Origin of the sequence: Providencia sp. PROV188 (genome assembly GCF_027595165.1) — a bacterium.
Classification (GTDB): domain Bacteria; phylum Pseudomonadota; class Gammaproteobacteria; order Enterobacterales; family Enterobacteriaceae; genus Providencia; species Providencia lanzhouensis.
Window position 1 is genome coordinate 45,592 of the sequence record NZ_CP097291.1, and the last position, 17,051, is coordinate 62,642.

Below are 17,051 nucleotides of genomic sequence, written 5' to 3' on the forward strand. Positions count from 1 at the left end.
AATAGTATTACCAGGACTGGGTGGCTTTGAATGATTCGAGCAGTTTATTCAACTTAGCTTCGATATCATCGTTATATTTGCCCGCCAGACCAATTTCGTTCATAAGGTCAGCATGCTCGCGCTGTGCAAATGAAACTAATGCAGCTTCGAATGCACCAATTTTTGCTAACTCAACATCGTCCAGATATCCACGTTCTGCAGCGAACAGAGACAGTGCCTGCTCTGCTACTGACATTGGTGCATACTGTTTCTGTTTCAGCAGTTCAGTTACTTTCTGACCATGGCTCAACTGTTTACGAGTTGCGTCATCGAGGTCGGAAGCAAACTGAGCAAACGCTGCCAGTTCACGGTATTGAGCCAGTGCTGTACGGATACCACCAGACAGTTTCTTAATGATTTTAGTCTGAGCAGCACCACCAACACGAGATACTGAAATACCTGGGTTAACCGCTGGACGAATACCAGAGTTAAACAGGTTAGATTCCAGGAAGATCTGACCATCAGTAATCGAAATTACGTTTGTTGGTACGAATGCAGAAACGTCACCCGCTTGAGTTTCAATGATTGGCAGAGCAGTCAATGAACCAGTTTTACCTTTCACTTCACCTTTAGTGAATGCTTCTACGTAATCAGCGTTAACACGAGCAGCACGCTCAAGTAAACGGGAGTGCAGATAGAAAACATCACCTGGGTATGCTTCACGTCCTGGTGGACGACGCAGCAACAGTGAAATTTGACGATATGCGACAGCCTGTTTAGACAGGTCATCATAAACGATCAGAGCATCTTCACCGCGGTCACGGAAATATTCACCCATCGCGCAACCAGAGTATGGTGCTAAGTATTGCAGTGCAGCTGATTCAGATGCAGTTGCAACAACAACGATAGTGTTTTCCAGAGCGCCGTGTTCTTCCAGTTTACGTACTACGTTAGAGATAGTTGATGCTTTCTGTCCGATAGCAACGTAAACACATTTGATGCCAGAATCACGCTGGTTGATGATTGCATCGATCGCCAGAGCTGTTTTACCAGTTTGACGGTCACCGATGACAAGCTCACGCTGGCCACGGCCGATTGGAATCATCGCATCGACTGATTTATAACCAGTCTGTACAGGTTGATCAACTGATTGACGGTCGATAACACCCGGAGCAATAACTTCTACAGGAGAGAAGCCATCGTGCTCAACAGGACCTTTACCATCAATTGGTTGACCCAGTGTATTCACTACACGTCCTAACAGGCCACGGCCTACTGGAACTTCAAGAATACGACCAGTACATTTAACTTTCATGCCTTCTGCTAAGTCAGCATAAGGACCCATAACAACCGCACCAACAGAGTCACGCTCTAAGTTCAGTGCAATTGCGTAACGGTTGCCAGGCAGTGCGATCATTTCACCCTGCATGACTTCGGCTAAACCGTGAATACGAATGATACCGTCGTTAACGGAAACAATCGTACCTTCATTGTGAGCTTCACTCACAACATCGAACTGAGCAATACGCTGTTTGATCAGTTCGCTGATTTCGGTGGAATTCAGTTGCATATGCTCCAGTCCCCTTAAGACTGCAAGACGTCAGTTAAACGCTCTAAGCGACCGCGGACACTACCGTCAATGACGAGGTCTCCCGCACGAATGATCACTCCAGCAATAACAGACTTGTCAATTTTGCAATTCAGCTTAACTTTGCGTGACAGACGTTTTTCCATCGCGGCAGAAATTTTAGCTGACTGCTGTTCACTCAGTTCGTTCGCAGAAAGAACATCAACTTCAACAGTTGATTCCAGCGTATCGCGCAATTGGATAAATTGAGCTAATACTTCTGGCATCGTTGTTAAACGACCGTTTTCCGCCATAACACGAATCAGATTTTGAACATGCTCGTCAATTTCATCTCCACAAACAGAGATAAACGTTTTAGCTAATGTTTCTGGTGCAATAGAACCAGAAAGCAGCTCACCAACCTGTTCATTGCGCGTCACCTCAGAGGTGAAGGCCAGCATTTCCTGCCATTTAGCAACAGCTTGGTTTTCCACAGCAAAGTCAAAAGCTGCTTTGGCGTAGGGGCGAGCTACAGTAGCGATTTCAGACATGCCCCTCCCTCCTTACAGTTCAGCGACTAGTTTATCAACGATGTCGCTGTTAGCAGCTTCATCCACGGAACGTTCGATGATCTTCTCGGCACCTGCGATAGCAAGCATCGCAACCTGTTTACGTAACTCTTCACGTGCACGTTTACGCTCAGCATCAATTTCAGCTTGCGCTTGTGCTACGATTTTTGCACGTTCTGCTTCTGCTTCCGCTTTAGCTTCATCAATCATTTGAGTGCGTTGTTTATTCGCTTGTTCAATGATGATTTGAGCTTCAGCTTTCGCTTTTTTCAGTCGGTCGGTTGCGTCGGTTTGCGCCAGTTCCAGGTTCTTTTTAGCACGTTCTGCGGAAGATAAACCGTCAGCAATTTCTTTTTGACGTTTTTCTATGGCCGCCATAATCGGTGGCCATACATACTTCATACAGAACAAAACAAACAGGACAAACGCGATAGCCTGGCCGAGGATTGTTGCATTTAGATTCACAGACAATACCTCTTATTTATTAGTTAGTTAATGTTCTTAATGTGTGCCGAACGTTAATTAGGCAACAGCGAACATTACATATAAGCCCAGACCAACAGCAATCATCGGAATAGCATCGACCAGACCCATTACGATAAAGAACTGTGTACGCAGCAGAGGAATTAAATCTGGCTGACGAGCAGCGCCTTCTAAAAATTTACCACCTAGGATGCCGATACCGATCGCAGCACCGATCGCCGCTAAACCCATCATAATAGCGGCAGCCATGTACAGCAGATCCATACTCAGGTTTTCCATGACAGTCTCCAGTTTGTTTCAGTTAATACAATTATTGATTAATAAAATTAGTGCTCTTCAGAAGCCATCGACAGATAGACAACAGTCAGAACCATAAAAATAAAGGCTTGTAGCGTAATAATCAGTATGTGGAAGATAGCCCAAGGCAGGCTTAACAACCACTGTGACCACCACGGAAGCAGAGCCGCGATAAGAATAAAGATCAATTCACCTGCATACATGTTACCAAACAGTCGCAGACCGAGTGATACAGGTTTTGACAGCAGGCTAACCCCTTCAAGAATCAAGTTTACAGGGATAAATACCGGATGGTTGAAAGGCTGCATAGTGAGCTCTTTCGTGAATCCGCCAATTCCTTTCATCTTGATGCTGTAAAAGATTATTAGGATAAACACACCAATTGCCATCGACATCGTGATACTCACATCTGCGGTTGGAACAATACGCAGAGCAGGTAAACCTAAGTAGTGCTCACCGATGTATGGGATGAAATCAATTGGAAGTAGATCCAGAAGGTTCATTAAAAATACCCAGACGAACACCGTTAATGCCAGAGGGGCAATAACTTTGCTCTTCCCGTGATACATATCACGGACTGAGTTATCAACGAAACCAATGATCAGTTCTATTGCAGTCTGTAACTTACCGGGTACGCCACTAGTCGCATTGGCAGCAACTTTTCTAAATAGCCACAGGAATAAAGCCCCGAGAACTACTGAGAAAAAAAGCGAGTCAATGTTTAACGCCCAAAACGTTGGACTAGCGTGGGGATCGACCAACTCAAAGGTACGTAGATCCAACTGAAGGTTTCTCAGATGGTGACCTATGTACTCATTTGTAGTCATCACTTCTCCTGATGCAGACATGATGCCTCTTACCCTTTTGTAGTTTAAAAATACTTACCGTTTTACAACGGCTGGTGCAACAATCTGAACAATCAGCACCGCTAAATAGGTCAAACCCAGTGGTGTTATTGACGCTTTAAACACACCAAAAGCAACAACTAAGACAGTAATAGTTGTCACAACCTTTAACCCTGCTCCTAATGCAAAGAACCAGGCAATGCGGACAGGTTCATCCTCTTCTTTTGCTTTTTCAAAGCGTGATAGCAGCATAAATACGATATTAGGTAACCAGCATGCTAACCCACCAGCAAGAGCAGAGGCCCCCCATTCTATACTATTTGCACAGAAAGCCCCACTGAGGATTACAAAAGTTATTAACTGAATAGACAGTTGCTTAGAAGCATTACTGCCATAAAGGGAAACAGACATAACTTTGTGTACTCCCAGCTCTCTCAGCCTAAGAAACGCTAAGGGTTGTAATAAAACTGCCTTTGCTTAAATGTGTCAAGAGACAAAAACGTGCAAATTATACGGGCAGGCGAAATGAATTCAATCAGTAAGTAGCGAAAAGGTGAATAAATATTTAATTTTTTCGAGATAGCGCAGAATTAAGACAGGTGGGATTAATAATTTATTAACGATTCGTCGCCTAAAAATAACTTTATGTGATTAAGATCACAACAAATCTTAATCTCTTGATTAATAACCACACTCTTTATCCGGTTAGAACCCTATTTTTAAGCCATAAATCAAATAATTAAATTTGTTATTTTTTAGGCAAAAAAATGAAAAAATAATTTGGATATTTCATTATTAATGCTAAAACGATTTAGTAATAATATTAGATTAGGAATATTATTACGATTAATGTGATTATTTTTGATATATATTCGTTAATATTCTGTAAATAACAAGTGAATTTAAATTATCTTTATTTTAATTATATATAAAAATAGCCGTAACATTGTAAATGTACGGCTACCGCTCTAAAAGATAAAATAATTTTACTAGAAACTACGTTATTTTTTGAATAATTTAACCAAGTGACGCTGTTCGTCTAATTCTGGAATTTTTAGCTCTGTAATGGACTCAACTTCAAATCCTTCAGGTAGCTGTGTGAGTTCTTCGTTACGAACCACACCTTTTAACGCATAAAAGCGCCCTTCCCTTGCAGGAAGATGGTGGCACCAACTCAGCATATCGTTGAGTGATGCAAAGGCTCTGCTAATTACGCCATCAAATCCATCTTCAACAGGGTACTCTTCCACTCGAGATTGAACTGGCTCAATGTTAGTTAGCCCTAACTCATGCTGAACCTGTTTTAGGAAGCGTATACGCTTCCCTAAGCTATCCAATAAAACAAAGTGAGCATCAGGTTGTACAATCGCTAAAGGTACGCCAGGAAGCCCTGGGCCCGTTCCTACATCGATAAACTTGTCACCCTTAAGGTGATCGTTCACCACGATGCTGTCCATGATGTGGCGAACTAACATTTGTTCCGGCTCACGTACCGACGTTAAATTGTACGCTTTATTCCATTTGTGCAATAAACCAACATAATCAACTAACTGCTGTTTTTGCTTGCCAGTCAGTTGAATGTCGGCCTTTGCCAATAGCTTTGTCAGTTTGCTAAGTAAATCCATATTATGCACTCCGACGTAGCATGCCTTGTTTTTTGAGCCACACTAACAAAATTGAAATTGCTGCTGGTGTGATCCCTGAAATACGAGAAGCTTGACCAATTGACGTTGGTTTGTGGTCATTCAGTTTTGCCATGACTTCGTTGGATAAGCCTTTCACCTGCTTATAATCTAAATCAACAGGGAGTAAGGTATTTTCATTACGCAGTTGACGCTCGATCTCTTCTTGCTGACGAGCAATGTAACCTTCGTATTTCACTTGAATTTCAACTTGATCTGCAGCTTGAGGATCTTCAACTCCTGGAGCAAACAAATTCAAAGAAGTCAGCATTTGATAAGTCATTTCAGGACGGCGTAGTAAATCTTCACCATTGGCTTCTTTCGATAATGGAACGGTTAAAATTTGGTCGATTTCTTCATGATTATCAGATTTAGGGTGAACCCAGATATCTTTTAAGCGTTGACGCTCTTTTTCGATCATTTCGACTTTGCGGTTGAAGTGCTCCCAACGAATATCATCCACAAGACCTAATTCACGTCCTTTTTCGGTTAAACGTAAATCTGCATTATCTTCGCGTAGCATCAAACGGTATTCCGCACGGGAAGTAAACATACGGTACGGTTCTTTAGTTCCTAATGTGCACAAGTCGTCAACTAATACGCCGACATAGGCTTGGTCACGACGAGGGAACCAACCTTCTAGGTCAAATGCATGTTGTGCAGCGTTAAGACCTGCTAATAAACCTTGAGCTGCGGCTTCTTCGTAACCTGTTGTGCCGTTGATTTGACCCGCAAAGAACAAACCTTCGATAAATTTGCTTTCGAGAGTTTGTTTTAGATCGCGTGGGTCAAAGAAATCGTACTCAATGGCATAACCAGGGCGGACGATCCTTGCATTTTCCATTCCCTTCATGGAATGAACTATTTTCATTTGAACATCAAATGGCAAGCTGGTGGAGATCCCGTTTGGATAAATTTCGTTGCTAGTTAAACCTTCTGGCTCTAAGAAGATCTGATGTGCATTTTTATCCGCAAAACGCATGACTTTATCTTCAATTGAAGGACAGTAACGAGGACCGATCCCTTCAATGATCCCTGCATACATAGGGCTGCGATCTAAATTATTACGGATCACATCATGAGTTTGCTCATTGGTATAGGTGATGTAGCAAGGCACTTGTTGTGGATGCTGCTCTTGCGAACCTAAAAATGAGAATACCGGCATTGGGTCGTCACCTAGCTGTTGAGCTAACTGACTGAAATCAATAGTTCTTGCATCAATACGTGGTGGTGTACCCGTTTTTAAGCGGTTTACACGTAATGGCAATTCTCTTAAACGTTGAGATAACGTAATTGCGGGTGGATCACCAGCACGACCACCACTGTAATTTTCTAAACCGATATGAATTTTTCCATCAAGGAAAGTACCTACGGTTAATACCACCGCTTTGGCTTTAAATTTTAAGCCCATGCGGGTAACAGCGCCAGTTACTCGGTTATTTTCAACAATCAGATCTTCAACAGGTTGTTGGAAGATCATTAAGTTTGGTTGGTTCTCTAATGCAGTTCTAACGGCTTGGCGATATAGCACGCGGTCTGCTTGTGCGCGAGTTGCACGAACCGCTGGGCCTTTACTTGCATTAAGTGTTCTAAATTGAATACCCGCTTTGTCAGTTGCGGTAGCCATTAAGCCACCGAGGGCATCAATTTCTCTTACCAGATGTCCCTTACCGATCCCACCGATGGCTGGGTTGCAAGACATCTGGCCCAATGTATCAATATTGTGAGTCAGTAATAGGGTTTGACGCCCCATACGTGCAGCTGCCATTGCTGCTTCAGTACCGGCATGACCACCACCAATTACGATGACGTCAAATTGCTCTGGATAAAACATGTGTGAACCTTAACGTTAGAAAATGCGGATTCTGCATTCGAGGAGTGAATTCTACTCAAGTTTGATGGAGAGACCAAGCCCTGGCCTCTCGCCTATATAATATAAAGATCTTTTTTATTTAAAGATCTCTTTATTAGATCTTTTATTAGGATCGACGGTTTCTGTGGATAAGTGAATTTTCACTTTAAAGATCATCAAAGTGTAAAGGATCATATACTGTGAATGATCCGTGATCCTTTTGCGTATAAGCTGGGATCAAAACAGGGACTTATGCACAGGTCTTGGACGACCTAAAACTTATAATCTGGATAACTACCGGTTAATACCATGATCTTACCTGAGTTATCCACAGTTGTTTGCTGTTAATTTGAACATATTAGAGTTCGTTTGCCCAAATTTTAACCCAAACACCTGCGGGATCTTCAGGAATTTCGTGTTGCTGAACATCAATTTCGAAGCAATCACCGATCCTTTTTGCACCATGATCCTGTAATAAGGTATCAAGGGTATGGATCGCACCACAAAAAGTGTCATATTCCGAACTACCAATCCCCACTGCACCGTACTTGATCTTACTCAGGTCTGGTGACTGAGATTGAATTGCTTCCGCTAACGGTTGGATATTTTCGGGAAGATCCCCTGCGCCATGTGTGGAGCTCACCACCAGCCATAACCCTTCAAGTGGTAAGTCATCTAGTTCAGGACCGTGCTGTATATCCGTTTCATAGCCGAGTTCTTCTAAAATCTCTGCCATATGCTCCGCTACATATTCGGCACTGCCCATGGTACTGCCACTAATTAAGGTTACTTTTGTTACGCTCATGGTCACTCTCTTTCACATTAACAGGCCGCTATTGTACGCTGTGAATGAGCTGGGATCTACCTGTGGATAATGTGGTTATATCATTTTTTTTCTACGGGGTGATCGTTCGCATGATCGGGTTCTGTAAGGAGATCAGCGTTTCGGTTGATTGTATTTCATCGATAGTCTGAATTTTGTTGATAAGTACATCTTGAAGGGAATCTATCGAGCGGCACATTACCTTAATAAAGATACTGTATTGACCCGTCGTATAGTAAACCTCCACGACTTCCTCTAAAGCATCTAACTTTTTGAGGGCAGTATGATAATCCTTGGCACTTTTTAAAATGATCCCTATAAAGCAGCAGACATCAAAACCCAATTGTTTTGCGCTGATATCGATACGGGTTCCTTTTATGATCCCAGCTTGCTTCATTTTTTCCACTCGCACATGAATAGTTCCGGGACTTACCGAGAATTTTTTGGCGAGTTCAGCATAAGGTGTACGTGCATTGACCATTAATTCGTGAAGTATGTCACGATCGAGATTATCGATTTGATAATTTTCTGGCATTATTTAGCCCTCATTTTGATGATTATTCATTTTTATACCCATTTTTTTAATCAAAATAAACAGTAAAGGCTTTTTTTAATGATGGATATTGAATTTATACCTCATTTTGTTGCTTAATCTACACATCGGCTAATTACAGCTAACAAATTATGGGTAAAATTATGGACAAGTCATTCATCGAACATCAGCAACAAATCAGCTTTGTTAAATCCTATTTCTCACGTTTACTTGAAAAAGAGCTTGGCTTAATCGAAGTTCAAGGTCCTATCCTGAGCCGTTTAGGTGATGGTACACAAGACAACTTATCAGGCTGCGAAAAAGCCGTTCAAGTAAAAGTGAAATCAATTCCTGGTGCAACGTTTGAAGTGGTTCACTCTTTGGCTAAATGGAAACGCAAAACCTTAGGTCGTTTTGGTTTCAGCGAAGGTCAAGGTCTGTACACACACATGAAAGCGTTACGTCCGGACGAGGATCGCTTAACCCCAATCCACTCCGTCTATGTTGACCAGTGGGATTGGGAAAAAGTGATGGCAGATGAGGATCGTACGCTTCCTTATCTGAAGCAGACAGTGGGTAAAATCTATAAGGCAATAAAAGAAACAGAAGCTGCCGTAAGTAAAGAATTTGGGCTGGCACCGTTCCTGCCAGACCAAATTCACTTTATCCACAGCGAAGAGCTGCTAAAACGTTATCCAGATTTAGACGCGAAAGGTCGTGAGCGTGCGATTGCGAAAGAATTGGGTGCGGTATTCTTAATCGGTATTGGTGGAAAACTGTCAAGCGGTGAATCCCACGATGTACGTGCACCAGACTACGATGACTGGACAACCGAAAACGAAGATGGCTTCAAAGGATTAAACGGTGACATTATTGTTTGGAACCCAGTATTACAAGACGCATTTGAAATCTCTTCAATGGGGATCCGTGTCAGTCCTGAATGTTTAACTCGCCAACTCGCATTAACAGGTGATGAAAAACGTATGGAACTGGAATGGCATCAAGCGTTAGTCAAAGGTGAAATGCCGCAATCTATCGGTGGTGGTATTGGCCAATCTCGCTTAGTGATGTTACTGCTGCAACGTCAACATATCGGTCAAGTTCAGTGTGGTGTTTGGTCACCAGAAATGGCTGAAACAGTTGAAGATATGCTGTAATTAGCGATTAAAACGGCGTAGTAGTCGGCTTTTTAGCCCTGTATCAAAGCGCCAGATATGATCAAATATCTTCATGATACCGGGCTTCCCATAATTTGAGACAGATACCGCATGGAAGCGGTATTTACCAACCTTCTGAAGGGACTTAATCTTCTGAATTAACTCATCCGGTAAGCGTTGAGCCACAAAGTCCGAAATGACAACCGCATCGGCATCACTCCACTGTTTTGACTCTAATTTTACCGTTGTTTCTCGTAAACATGCTGCCAAGTCTGTTCCACCACGGAATGTTTGATGCAAGAAGCGCATGCATTGTTCTAAGCCATCCGCAGAGAGAAGGTCATAATGAACAATTTCAGTGGAAAACAGCATCACGTGACAAGCTCGGTTATCCGCCAGCGCGATTTTCATTAAAGCCAGACAGAACGCCTTTGCACAGCGTTCATTGATTCCACCCATAGAACCTGAAGTATCGATACATACCACAAATGGTCCTCTGGGCTGATCTTCATGTTGATGATGGGTCACAGGGCGTAAAACTTTGCGTTCTTGCCAGCTTTCCCCTTGTAAGCGATAGGTAATAAGCTGTTTCTCTAATAACTTGCGGTAGAACTCGAATTCAATATCTTCAAGCCCTAACATCGCAAGCTCAGCTGGTAATAGCCGCAGAATATCGTCACTCTGGTTTAAGCCATTCACTTGTTCAGGTACGGTTTCCGGGACTTTTTCCATCACCGTCATCGGCTCAAGGATCACATTATCATCCAGAATAGATTTGGCTGATTGGCTACGCCCCAGTAGCTGAGCAATTTTTTCGAGCTCGGGTTGCTGGCGCAAAAAATCACTGTAGCGCGCGATTAATTGATCATTATAAGCCGCTGGGTTACTAAACCCTTTGCTCAGATCCCATAATCGCCCAGAAGAGCGCTCATTTTCCCCTAGAATATCCTCAAGATTTCCGCTCAGTGCTAAACGGCGCTGTAATTCCGCCAGCAGTTGCTCTTTTTCCTGTTCTAAGAGTTCTTTATGTAATGTAGTCACCTGCAAAATCAAACTAATACGCCAACGCTGAACAATCAAAGATTGTCGCGCACTGCGATTTTCAATTTTTCCCTTTTGCAGTTGCTGGGCTTCACGGTAAAACGGGGAATCTAACTGCTCGAGCCGTGCTATCACATCGGGTAATTGCGTGAAAAACTTATCAGTGGGAATGCCCAATGACTTCTGATATAGCCCAAATTCTTCAGAAAGTTGCTGAGGAACTAACGCATCTTGCAGCTTCTGTTTAAGGTCTTTTTTCCAACTGGAGAGATCTTTTAATAGCGCCTTTTTCAATCGAGGATGCTTTTCAAAGAAAACCGCCAGCTGTGGGGTGGCGAGAAGAGAAATAATAATCTCTTCAATCAGCTGGCTTTCATTCACCGAAAGCAATAATTCGAGGGACGCTAGGCTCATCATAATGAGTTAGTCACCTTTCCCATAATTTGCTGGCGGAGTTGGGTCAATTTATCGCTAAGCTTAATAAAGCTCTCTTCAACATCCGCGAGCCAGTGCGCCTCGATAAACAGGTTAGGTTGCTGCTTCTCAAACTGATATTTAGCCCCTTGGATCTCATTTTGGATGGCATCAAGCTTATCCAACCACTCTTTATTATTGGTTGTCGGTGCCGCTGTAGGGTTTTTATCTTGTAAATATAAGGTTGATGCTTGATGGCTAACATCTAATAGTTGGATCTGGTTTAAATTATTCACTTCAGCGGCTAGCTCTTGCGCGAAACCAATCCCATTAAGATGAGCGGATAAGGTGGTGCCTTTATTAAGGAAATTTGCCAGTGATTTTTTCTCGGTGGTAATAAAGGTCACTTTCATATTATGTAGCTGTAATGGGCGATGCAAAAATAGGGTTACACGCCCTTCGCTAATATTCTCAGGCAACATATAAGAGGCTTTTCGTGCAAACATCGCGTTATTTTTTAAAACTTTAAAAGCATCTTGGTTATTTTGATCTTGGGTGGATGACATCCACTGTTGGTAAACTTGCTCAATTTCTCGTGTAAATTTACGTTGTTGCCAACCATCTTCTTGTACTAATGACTTGAGCAATTGGGGCAGTAAGTTCATTGACTGCATATCGTGCCATAAGCAATCTTTGAGTAGCACAATATCCAACGGTGAAACAGAGTTTCGACCATTAAAGAATGCGCTAGCCTGCAATAAATAAACTGCTTTTTTCCAACGTCTATCAGAGACATACAGATTCTTCTCTGTGGCATCAATTTGTTGGCGTAATTGGTAAATCAATTCAAAACAGTGATCGGGCAGCGAAACCTTGGGAATTTCTTTTTGCCATTCTCGGTACTCTTCTTCACTGATTTTTAGGTGATCAGGAACCAAATTTTCTTCTTGCTGAGATTTGCCAGTCAGCAGCGCACGGAAATTTTGTTTCTCTTGTACTTTATCCAGCCAAATTCGCAGCAACATCCTATCAAACAGCGCTTCAAGACTATTATCCGCATCCGGTAGCTCGTTGGATGCGGTGACTAGCAAGCGCATTGGGATATTTTTCTCTTCATCCCCATTACGGAATTTGCGTTCATTTATGGCAGTTAGTAAGGTATTTAAGATGGCAGGGCCTGCTTTCCAAATTTCATCCAAAAACACCACTTCCGCATCGGGCAGGTATCCTTTGGTTAAACGCTCATAACGCCCTTCATCTTTTAAGGCTTGAATGGAAAGCGGTCCAAAAATTTCTTCGGGGGTAGAAAAGCGCGTCATTAAATATTCAAACGCATTCGCTTGGCGGAAGGCATATTTCATGCGGCGGGCAATTAAGCTTTTCGCTATCCCAGGAGGACCCAGCAAGAACACGCTTTCCCCACTCAGCGTGGCGAGCAAACACAAACGAATAGCTTGCTGACGTTCATACAAACCACCTTCAAGGTAGTTGCTTAATTGGGCTATCCGTTCTGCTAATTGCATAAGGTGTTCCTTTTCTCTAAATAACTCTTCTAAGGGTTAGAGGGAGATGGTTATTGACCAAGCTATTGCTAGGTTAGCTGTCCTTTTATTCATTGTGCAATCAGTTTTGTGATTTTTCTTTGATGTTATTTCGGATAAAGAGCAACAAATTTAGGTTGTAGCGAACAGCTGAGTATTAATTAAGCAGGAACGATTCAGCGACAACTTATTCAATAAGTTAGCTTTTTATTTGTAAAAATAGGCTAACGAAACGTTTCGATAGTGATCACAAAACCAAGATAAGAACATTGAGTTGTGACTATTCTTTACTATTATTGTATAAGCGAAACGTTTCGCTCATGCAGAGCCAAAACTCGAAAGTAGAAAAAACAGACTAAAAACGGTGGTAAAGAATGAAGAAAGGTATGTTGCTTAACTCAAATGTTGCTTCCGTGATTGCAAAACTCGGTCATACCGACCATATCACGTTGGGAGATGCAGGTTTACCCATTCCTGCCAGCGCTGAACGTATCGATCTGGCTGTGACGCAAGGACTACCGGATTTTATGTCTGTTTTGCGAGTGATTACCCAAGAGATGCAGGTAGAAAAAGCGATACTTGCTCAAGAAATCAGCAAAATAAATCCTCAAATGGAAAAAGCCATTTTAGCCCATCTTCATGAATTGGAAGCGGCACAGGGAAACCATATTGAAGTCATCTATTGCAGCCATGAACATTTCAAGCAACGCACTCATGAAAGCAAAGCCGTGATCCGAACAGGGGAATGTTCACCATACGCTAATATCATTCTTTGTTCTGGTGTGACTTTCTGAGGTGACTATGCAACCTTTATTAGAACTTATTGGCATTGATAAAGCCTTTCCCGGAGTAAAAGCTCTCTCGGGAGCCGCCTTAAAAGTCTACCCTGGTCGAGTGATGGCGCTGGTGGGGGAAAATGGTGCGGGTAAATCCACCATGATGAAAGTGCTCACGGGGATCTACAACAAAGATGCGGGCGCGATCCGTTACCTTGGTAAAGAAGTCGTGTTTAATGGTCCGAAAAGTTCCCAAGAAGCGGGGATCGGGATCATTCACCAAGAACTGAATTTAATTCCTGAACTTACCATCGCTGAAAACATTTTTTTAGGTCGCGAATTTGTGAACAAATTCGGCAAAATCGACTGGAAAAAAATGTTCAGCGAATCAGACAAACTGCTCCAGCGATTAAACCTTGATTACGATAGCCACCAAACTATCGCCGAATTATCTATCGGTGAACAACAAATGGTGGAAATTGCCAAAGTTCTCAGCTTTCAGTCTCAAGTCATCATTATGGATGAGCCGACGGACGCACTGACCGATACCGAAACTGCCTCACTCTTTCGCGTGATTGAAGATTTAAAATCCCAAGGCTGCGGCATTGTGTATATCTCTCACCGTTTAAAAGAGATCTTCGAAATTTGCGACGACGTGACTGTTTTTCGTGATGGCCAGTTTATTGGTGAAAAGCCAGTCAGTGAATTAGAAGAAGAAAAACTGATTGAGATGATGGTAGGACGCAAACTGGAAGACCAATATCCGCGAGTCGATGTACCTGTTGGCGATATTCGCCTGCAAGTTGAAAATGTTTCTGGCCCCGGTGTCACCAATGCCAGTTTCACGCTAAGAAGCGGTGAAATTTTAGGTGTTTCAGGTTTGATGGGCGCAGGACGTACGGAGCTGATGAAAATCATCTACGGTGCAGCTTCGAAAAAATCCGGCAATATCCAGTTAGAAGGTAAAAACGTCACCTTAAAAACCCCGCAAGATGGTTTGAATAACGGCATCGTTTATATTTCGGAAGACCGTAAGCGCGATGGGTTAGTGCTGGGGATGTCAGTAAAAGAAAATATGTCCTTAACGGCATTAGGTTACTTCAGCCACTTTGGCGGCACATTAAAACATGGCGAAGAGCAAATGACCGTGGGGGATTTTATCCGCTTATTTAATATTAAAACCCCATCCATGGACCAAATTATTGGCAACTTATCTGGTGGTAACCAGCAAAAAGTGGCTATTGCCCGTGGACTAATGACACGACCGAAAGTGCTTATCCTCGATGAGCCAACCCGTGGTGTCGACGTCGGGGCAAAAAAAGAGATCTACCAACTAATCAACCAATTTAAAAAAGAAGGGCTGAGTATCATCCTCGTATCTTCAGAAATGCCTGAAGTGATTGGGATGAGCGATCGCATTTTGGTTATGCATGAAGGGCATATCAGCGGCGAATTCTCTGCCAAAGAAGCAACGCAGGAAGCCTTAATGGCGGCCGCAGTCGGTAAAAATTACGGCTCAGTTCAGGAGTTAACAGCATGAGTTCAACAACCGCACCATCAAAACGCTACTTCAGCAAAGCATGGCTAATGGAGCAAAAATCCTTAATAGCCCTATTAGTCTTAATTGCGATTGTTTCAACCCTAAGCCCTAACTTTTTTACGGTCAACAACCTGTTTAACATCCTGCAACAGACTTCTGTGAATGCGATTATGGCGGTGGGAATGACATTAGTGATTCTTACGTCGGGCATTGATTTGTCTGTGGGATCACTATTGGCATTAACAGGCGCAGTAGCTGCATCGATGGTCGGAGCTGAAGTGAATGCCTTTGTTGCTGTCGCAGGAGCATTAGCGCTCGGTGCTGCAATTGGTGCATGTACAGGGGTGATTGTTGCAAAAGGTAAAGTCCAAGCTTTTATCGCCACATTGGTCATGATGCTATTACTACGTGGTGTAACCCGGGTTTATACCGATGGCAGCCCAATCAATACGGGTTTTAGTGATAACGCCGATTTATTTGGTTGGTTTGGTATTGGTCGCCCATTAGGTATTCCTACCCCAGTATGGTTAATGGTTATCGTCTTTGCGGCGGCTTGGTACATGCTACACCACACTCGCTTAGGTCGTTATATCTATGCGTTAGGCGGAAATGAATCAGCGACCCGCTTATCCGGTATTAATGTCGATAAAATTAAAATTATCGTTTACTCCTTGTGTGGTTTATTAGCAGCGCTGGCGAGTGTGATTGAAGTTGCACGTTTATCTTCAGCTCAGCCAATGGCGGGTAACGGTTATGAACTGGATGCGATTGCTGCGGTTGTACTGGGTGGCACAAGCCTTGCTGGTGGTAAAGGGCGCATTGTAGGTACGCTGATTGGTGCGCTGATCCTTGGTTTCTTAAACAATGGTTTGAACTTACTCGGTATTTCCTCGAACTACCAAATGATCGTAAAAGCCGTTGTGATTTTATTAGCTGTACTTGTTGATAACAAAAAATAGTGATTCTGACCCCTACCCGATAATGACAGGAATTTTCTTATGAAACTGAACAAATTAGCGACTTTATTTACCGCTTTTGCACTAACAGCAACCGTCAGTGTGAACGCGATGGCCAAAGAGAGCATTGCGCTGGTTATTTCAACCCTGAACAACCCATTCTTTGTGACTATGAAAGATGCGGCACAAAAAGAAGCGGACAAACTGGGTTATGAACTGATTGTTTTGGATTCTCAAGATAACCCGGCGAAAGAGTTAGCGAACGTCCAAGATTTAACGGTACGTGGTACCAAATTAATGCTGATCAACCCAACTGACTCTGACGCAGTGGGTAACTCTATCCTGATGGCTAACAAAGCGAAAATCCCCGTGATCACCTTAGACCGCGCCGCTAACAAAGGTGAAGTGGTGAGCCATGTTGCTTCTGATAACCGCATGGGTGGAAAAATGGCGGCAGACTTTATTGCCAAGAAAACGGGCAATGACGCCAAAGTTATTCAATTAGAAGGGATTTCTGGAACGTCGGCAGCTCGTGAACGTGGTGAAGGTTTCAATACGGGTGCGAAAGAGCATAAATTCAACGTATTAGCGAGCCAACCTGCGGATTTCGACAGAACTAAAGGCTTGAACGTTATGCAAAACTTATTGACAGCGCACCCTGCAGTTCAGGCTGTTTTTGCACAAAACGATGAAATGGCATTAGGTGCGTTAAGAGCATTACAAACTGCTGGTCGTGATGACGTTTTAGTGGTTGGTTTTGATGGCACAAATGACGGTATCAAAGCAGTTCAAGGCGGAAAATTAGGCGCGACGATTGCTCAGCGCCCAGATCAAATTGGTATTGTTGGGGTGCAGATCGCAGATAAAGTATTAAAAGGCGAGAAAGTTGAAGCAACAGTTCCCGTTGAATTAGAACTCGTGGTAAAACAATAAATCTATATAAAGTAATTATCCTTGATAAAACAATAAGATTGGTAAATCGCCGTGAAACTTTGCG

17 protein-coding genes are annotated in these 17,051 nt (G+C 42.9%); 5 read left to right on the top strand and 12 right to left on the bottom strand.

Annotation, left to right across the window (positions count from 1 at the left end; genetic code table 11):
* Positions 1–7: 7 nt before the first annotated feature.
* The 10 genes from atpA to asnC form a co-directional block, all read right to left on the bottom strand.
* Positions 8–1,549 (bottom strand): F0F1 ATP synthase subunit alpha, encoded by a 1,542-nt coding sequence (gene atpA, locus M5X66_RS00165; RefSeq protein WP_006660649.1) that lies wholly within the window; start codon positions 1,547–1,549, stop codon positions 8–10.
* A gap of 14 nt (positions 1,550–1,563) precedes the next feature.
* Positions 1,564–2,097 (bottom strand): F0F1 ATP synthase subunit delta, encoded by a 534-nt coding sequence (gene atpH / locus M5X66_RS00170; protein WP_036950613.1) that lies wholly within the window; start codon positions 2,095–2,097, stop codon positions 1,564–1,566.
* 12 nt (positions 2,098–2,109) lie between these two features.
* Complete coding sequence (gene atpF, locus M5X66_RS00175) at positions 2,110–2,580, bottom strand: F0F1 ATP synthase subunit B (RefSeq protein ID WP_036950611.1); 471 nt, start codon at positions 2,578–2,580, stop codon at positions 2,110–2,112.
* A 57-nt stretch (positions 2,581–2,637) separates the two neighbouring features.
* The gene (gene atpE, locus M5X66_RS00180) at positions 2,638–2,877 is read right to left on the bottom strand and encodes a F0F1 ATP synthase subunit C (protein WP_004246596.1); all 240 of its coding nucleotides are present in this window, start codon (positions 2,875–2,877) and stop codon (positions 2,638–2,640) included.
* Between the two features lie 47 nt (positions 2,878–2,924).
* A complete protein-coding gene (atpB, locus tag M5X66_RS00185) occupies positions 2,925–3,743 on the bottom strand; it encodes a F0F1 ATP synthase subunit A (protein ID WP_006660652.1) in 819 nt (272 codons plus the stop codon).
* 33 nt (positions 3,744–3,776) lie between these two features.
* A complete protein-coding gene (gene atpI / locus M5X66_RS00190) occupies positions 3,777–4,151 on the bottom strand; it encodes a F0F1 ATP synthase subunit I (protein WP_036950608.1) in 375 nt (124 codons plus the stop codon).
* A 590-nt stretch (positions 4,152–4,741) separates the two neighbouring features.
* On the bottom strand, positions 4,742–5,365 hold the full coding sequence (gene rsmG, locus M5X66_RS00195) for a 16S rRNA (guanine(527)-N(7))-methyltransferase RsmG (RefSeq protein WP_154609799.1): 624 nt from the start codon (positions 5,363–5,365) through the stop codon (positions 4,742–4,744).
* A 1-nt stretch (position 5,366) separates the two neighbouring features.
* Positions 5,367–7,256 (bottom strand): tRNA uridine-5-carboxymethylaminomethyl(34) synthesis enzyme MnmG, encoded by a 1,890-nt coding sequence (mnmG, locus tag M5X66_RS00200; protein ID WP_036950604.1) that lies wholly within the window; start codon positions 7,254–7,256, stop codon positions 5,367–5,369.
* A 376-nt stretch (positions 7,257–7,632) separates the two neighbouring features.
* Entirely contained in the window at positions 7,633–8,079 is a 447-nt protein-coding gene (mioC, locus tag M5X66_RS00205; RefSeq protein ID WP_036950602.1) for an FMN-binding protein MioC, read from the bottom strand.
* Positions 8,080–8,170: 91 nt separating this feature from the next.
* Positions 8,171–8,632 (bottom strand): transcriptional regulator AsnC, encoded by a 462-nt coding sequence (asnC, locus tag M5X66_RS00210; RefSeq protein WP_036950600.1) that lies wholly within the window; start codon positions 8,630–8,632, stop codon positions 8,171–8,173.
* A 161-nt stretch (positions 8,633–8,793) separates the two neighbouring features.
* On the opposite strand from asnC, the gene asnA reads away from it, so the two are divergent.
* Positions 8,794–9,786: an aspartate--ammonia ligase gene (asnA, locus tag M5X66_RS00215; RefSeq protein ID WP_036950599.1), complete on the top strand. Its 993-nt coding sequence runs from the start codon at positions 8,794–8,796 to the stop codon at positions 9,784–9,786.
* On the opposite strand, the gene viaA is transcribed toward asnA, so the two are convergent.
* Together viaA and ravA are read right to left on the bottom strand one after the other, a co-directional pair.
* Positions 9,787–11,244 carry an ATPase RavA stimulator ViaA gene (viaA, locus tag M5X66_RS00220; protein ID WP_270103784.1) on the bottom strand — a complete coding sequence of 486 codons (1,458 nt, stop codon included), beginning with the start codon at positions 11,242–11,244 and terminating at the stop codon, positions 9,787–9,789. It abuts the gene before it with no gap.
* Complete coding sequence (ravA, locus tag M5X66_RS00225; protein WP_154599608.1) at positions 11,241–12,764, bottom strand: ATPase RavA; 1,524 nt, start codon at positions 12,762–12,764, stop codon at positions 11,241–11,243. The genes viaA and ravA overlap by 4 nt, the downstream gene beginning before the upstream one ends.
* A gap of 392 nt (positions 12,765–13,156) precedes the next feature.
* Between ravA and rbsD the strand changes: the two genes are divergently transcribed.
* From rbsD to rbsB, 4 genes are read left to right on the top strand one after another with little or no spacing between them, the layout of a single operon-like run.
* On the top strand, positions 13,157–13,576 hold the full coding sequence (gene rbsD, locus M5X66_RS00230; protein ID WP_108479112.1) for a D-ribose pyranase: 420 nt from the start codon (positions 13,157–13,159) through the stop codon (positions 13,574–13,576).
* 7 nt (positions 13,577–13,583) lie between these two features.
* Positions 13,584–15,098, top strand: coding sequence for a ribose ABC transporter ATP-binding protein RbsA (rbsA, locus tag M5X66_RS00235; RefSeq protein WP_036950591.1), 1,515 nt, complete (start codon positions 13,584–13,586; stop codon positions 15,096–15,098).
* Entirely contained in the window at positions 15,095–16,057 is a 963-nt protein-coding gene (gene rbsC / locus M5X66_RS00240; protein WP_036950589.1) for a ribose ABC transporter permease, read from the top strand. Before rbsA ends, rbsC begins: the two co-directional genes overlap by 4 nt.
* A 39-nt stretch (positions 16,058–16,096) precedes the next feature.
* Positions 16,097–16,987, top strand: a complete 891-nt coding sequence (gene rbsB, locus M5X66_RS00245; RefSeq protein WP_108479110.1) for a ribose ABC transporter substrate-binding protein RbsB — start codon at positions 16,097–16,099, stop codon at positions 16,985–16,987.
* The last annotated feature ends 64 nt before the right edge of the window (positions 16,988–17,051 follow it).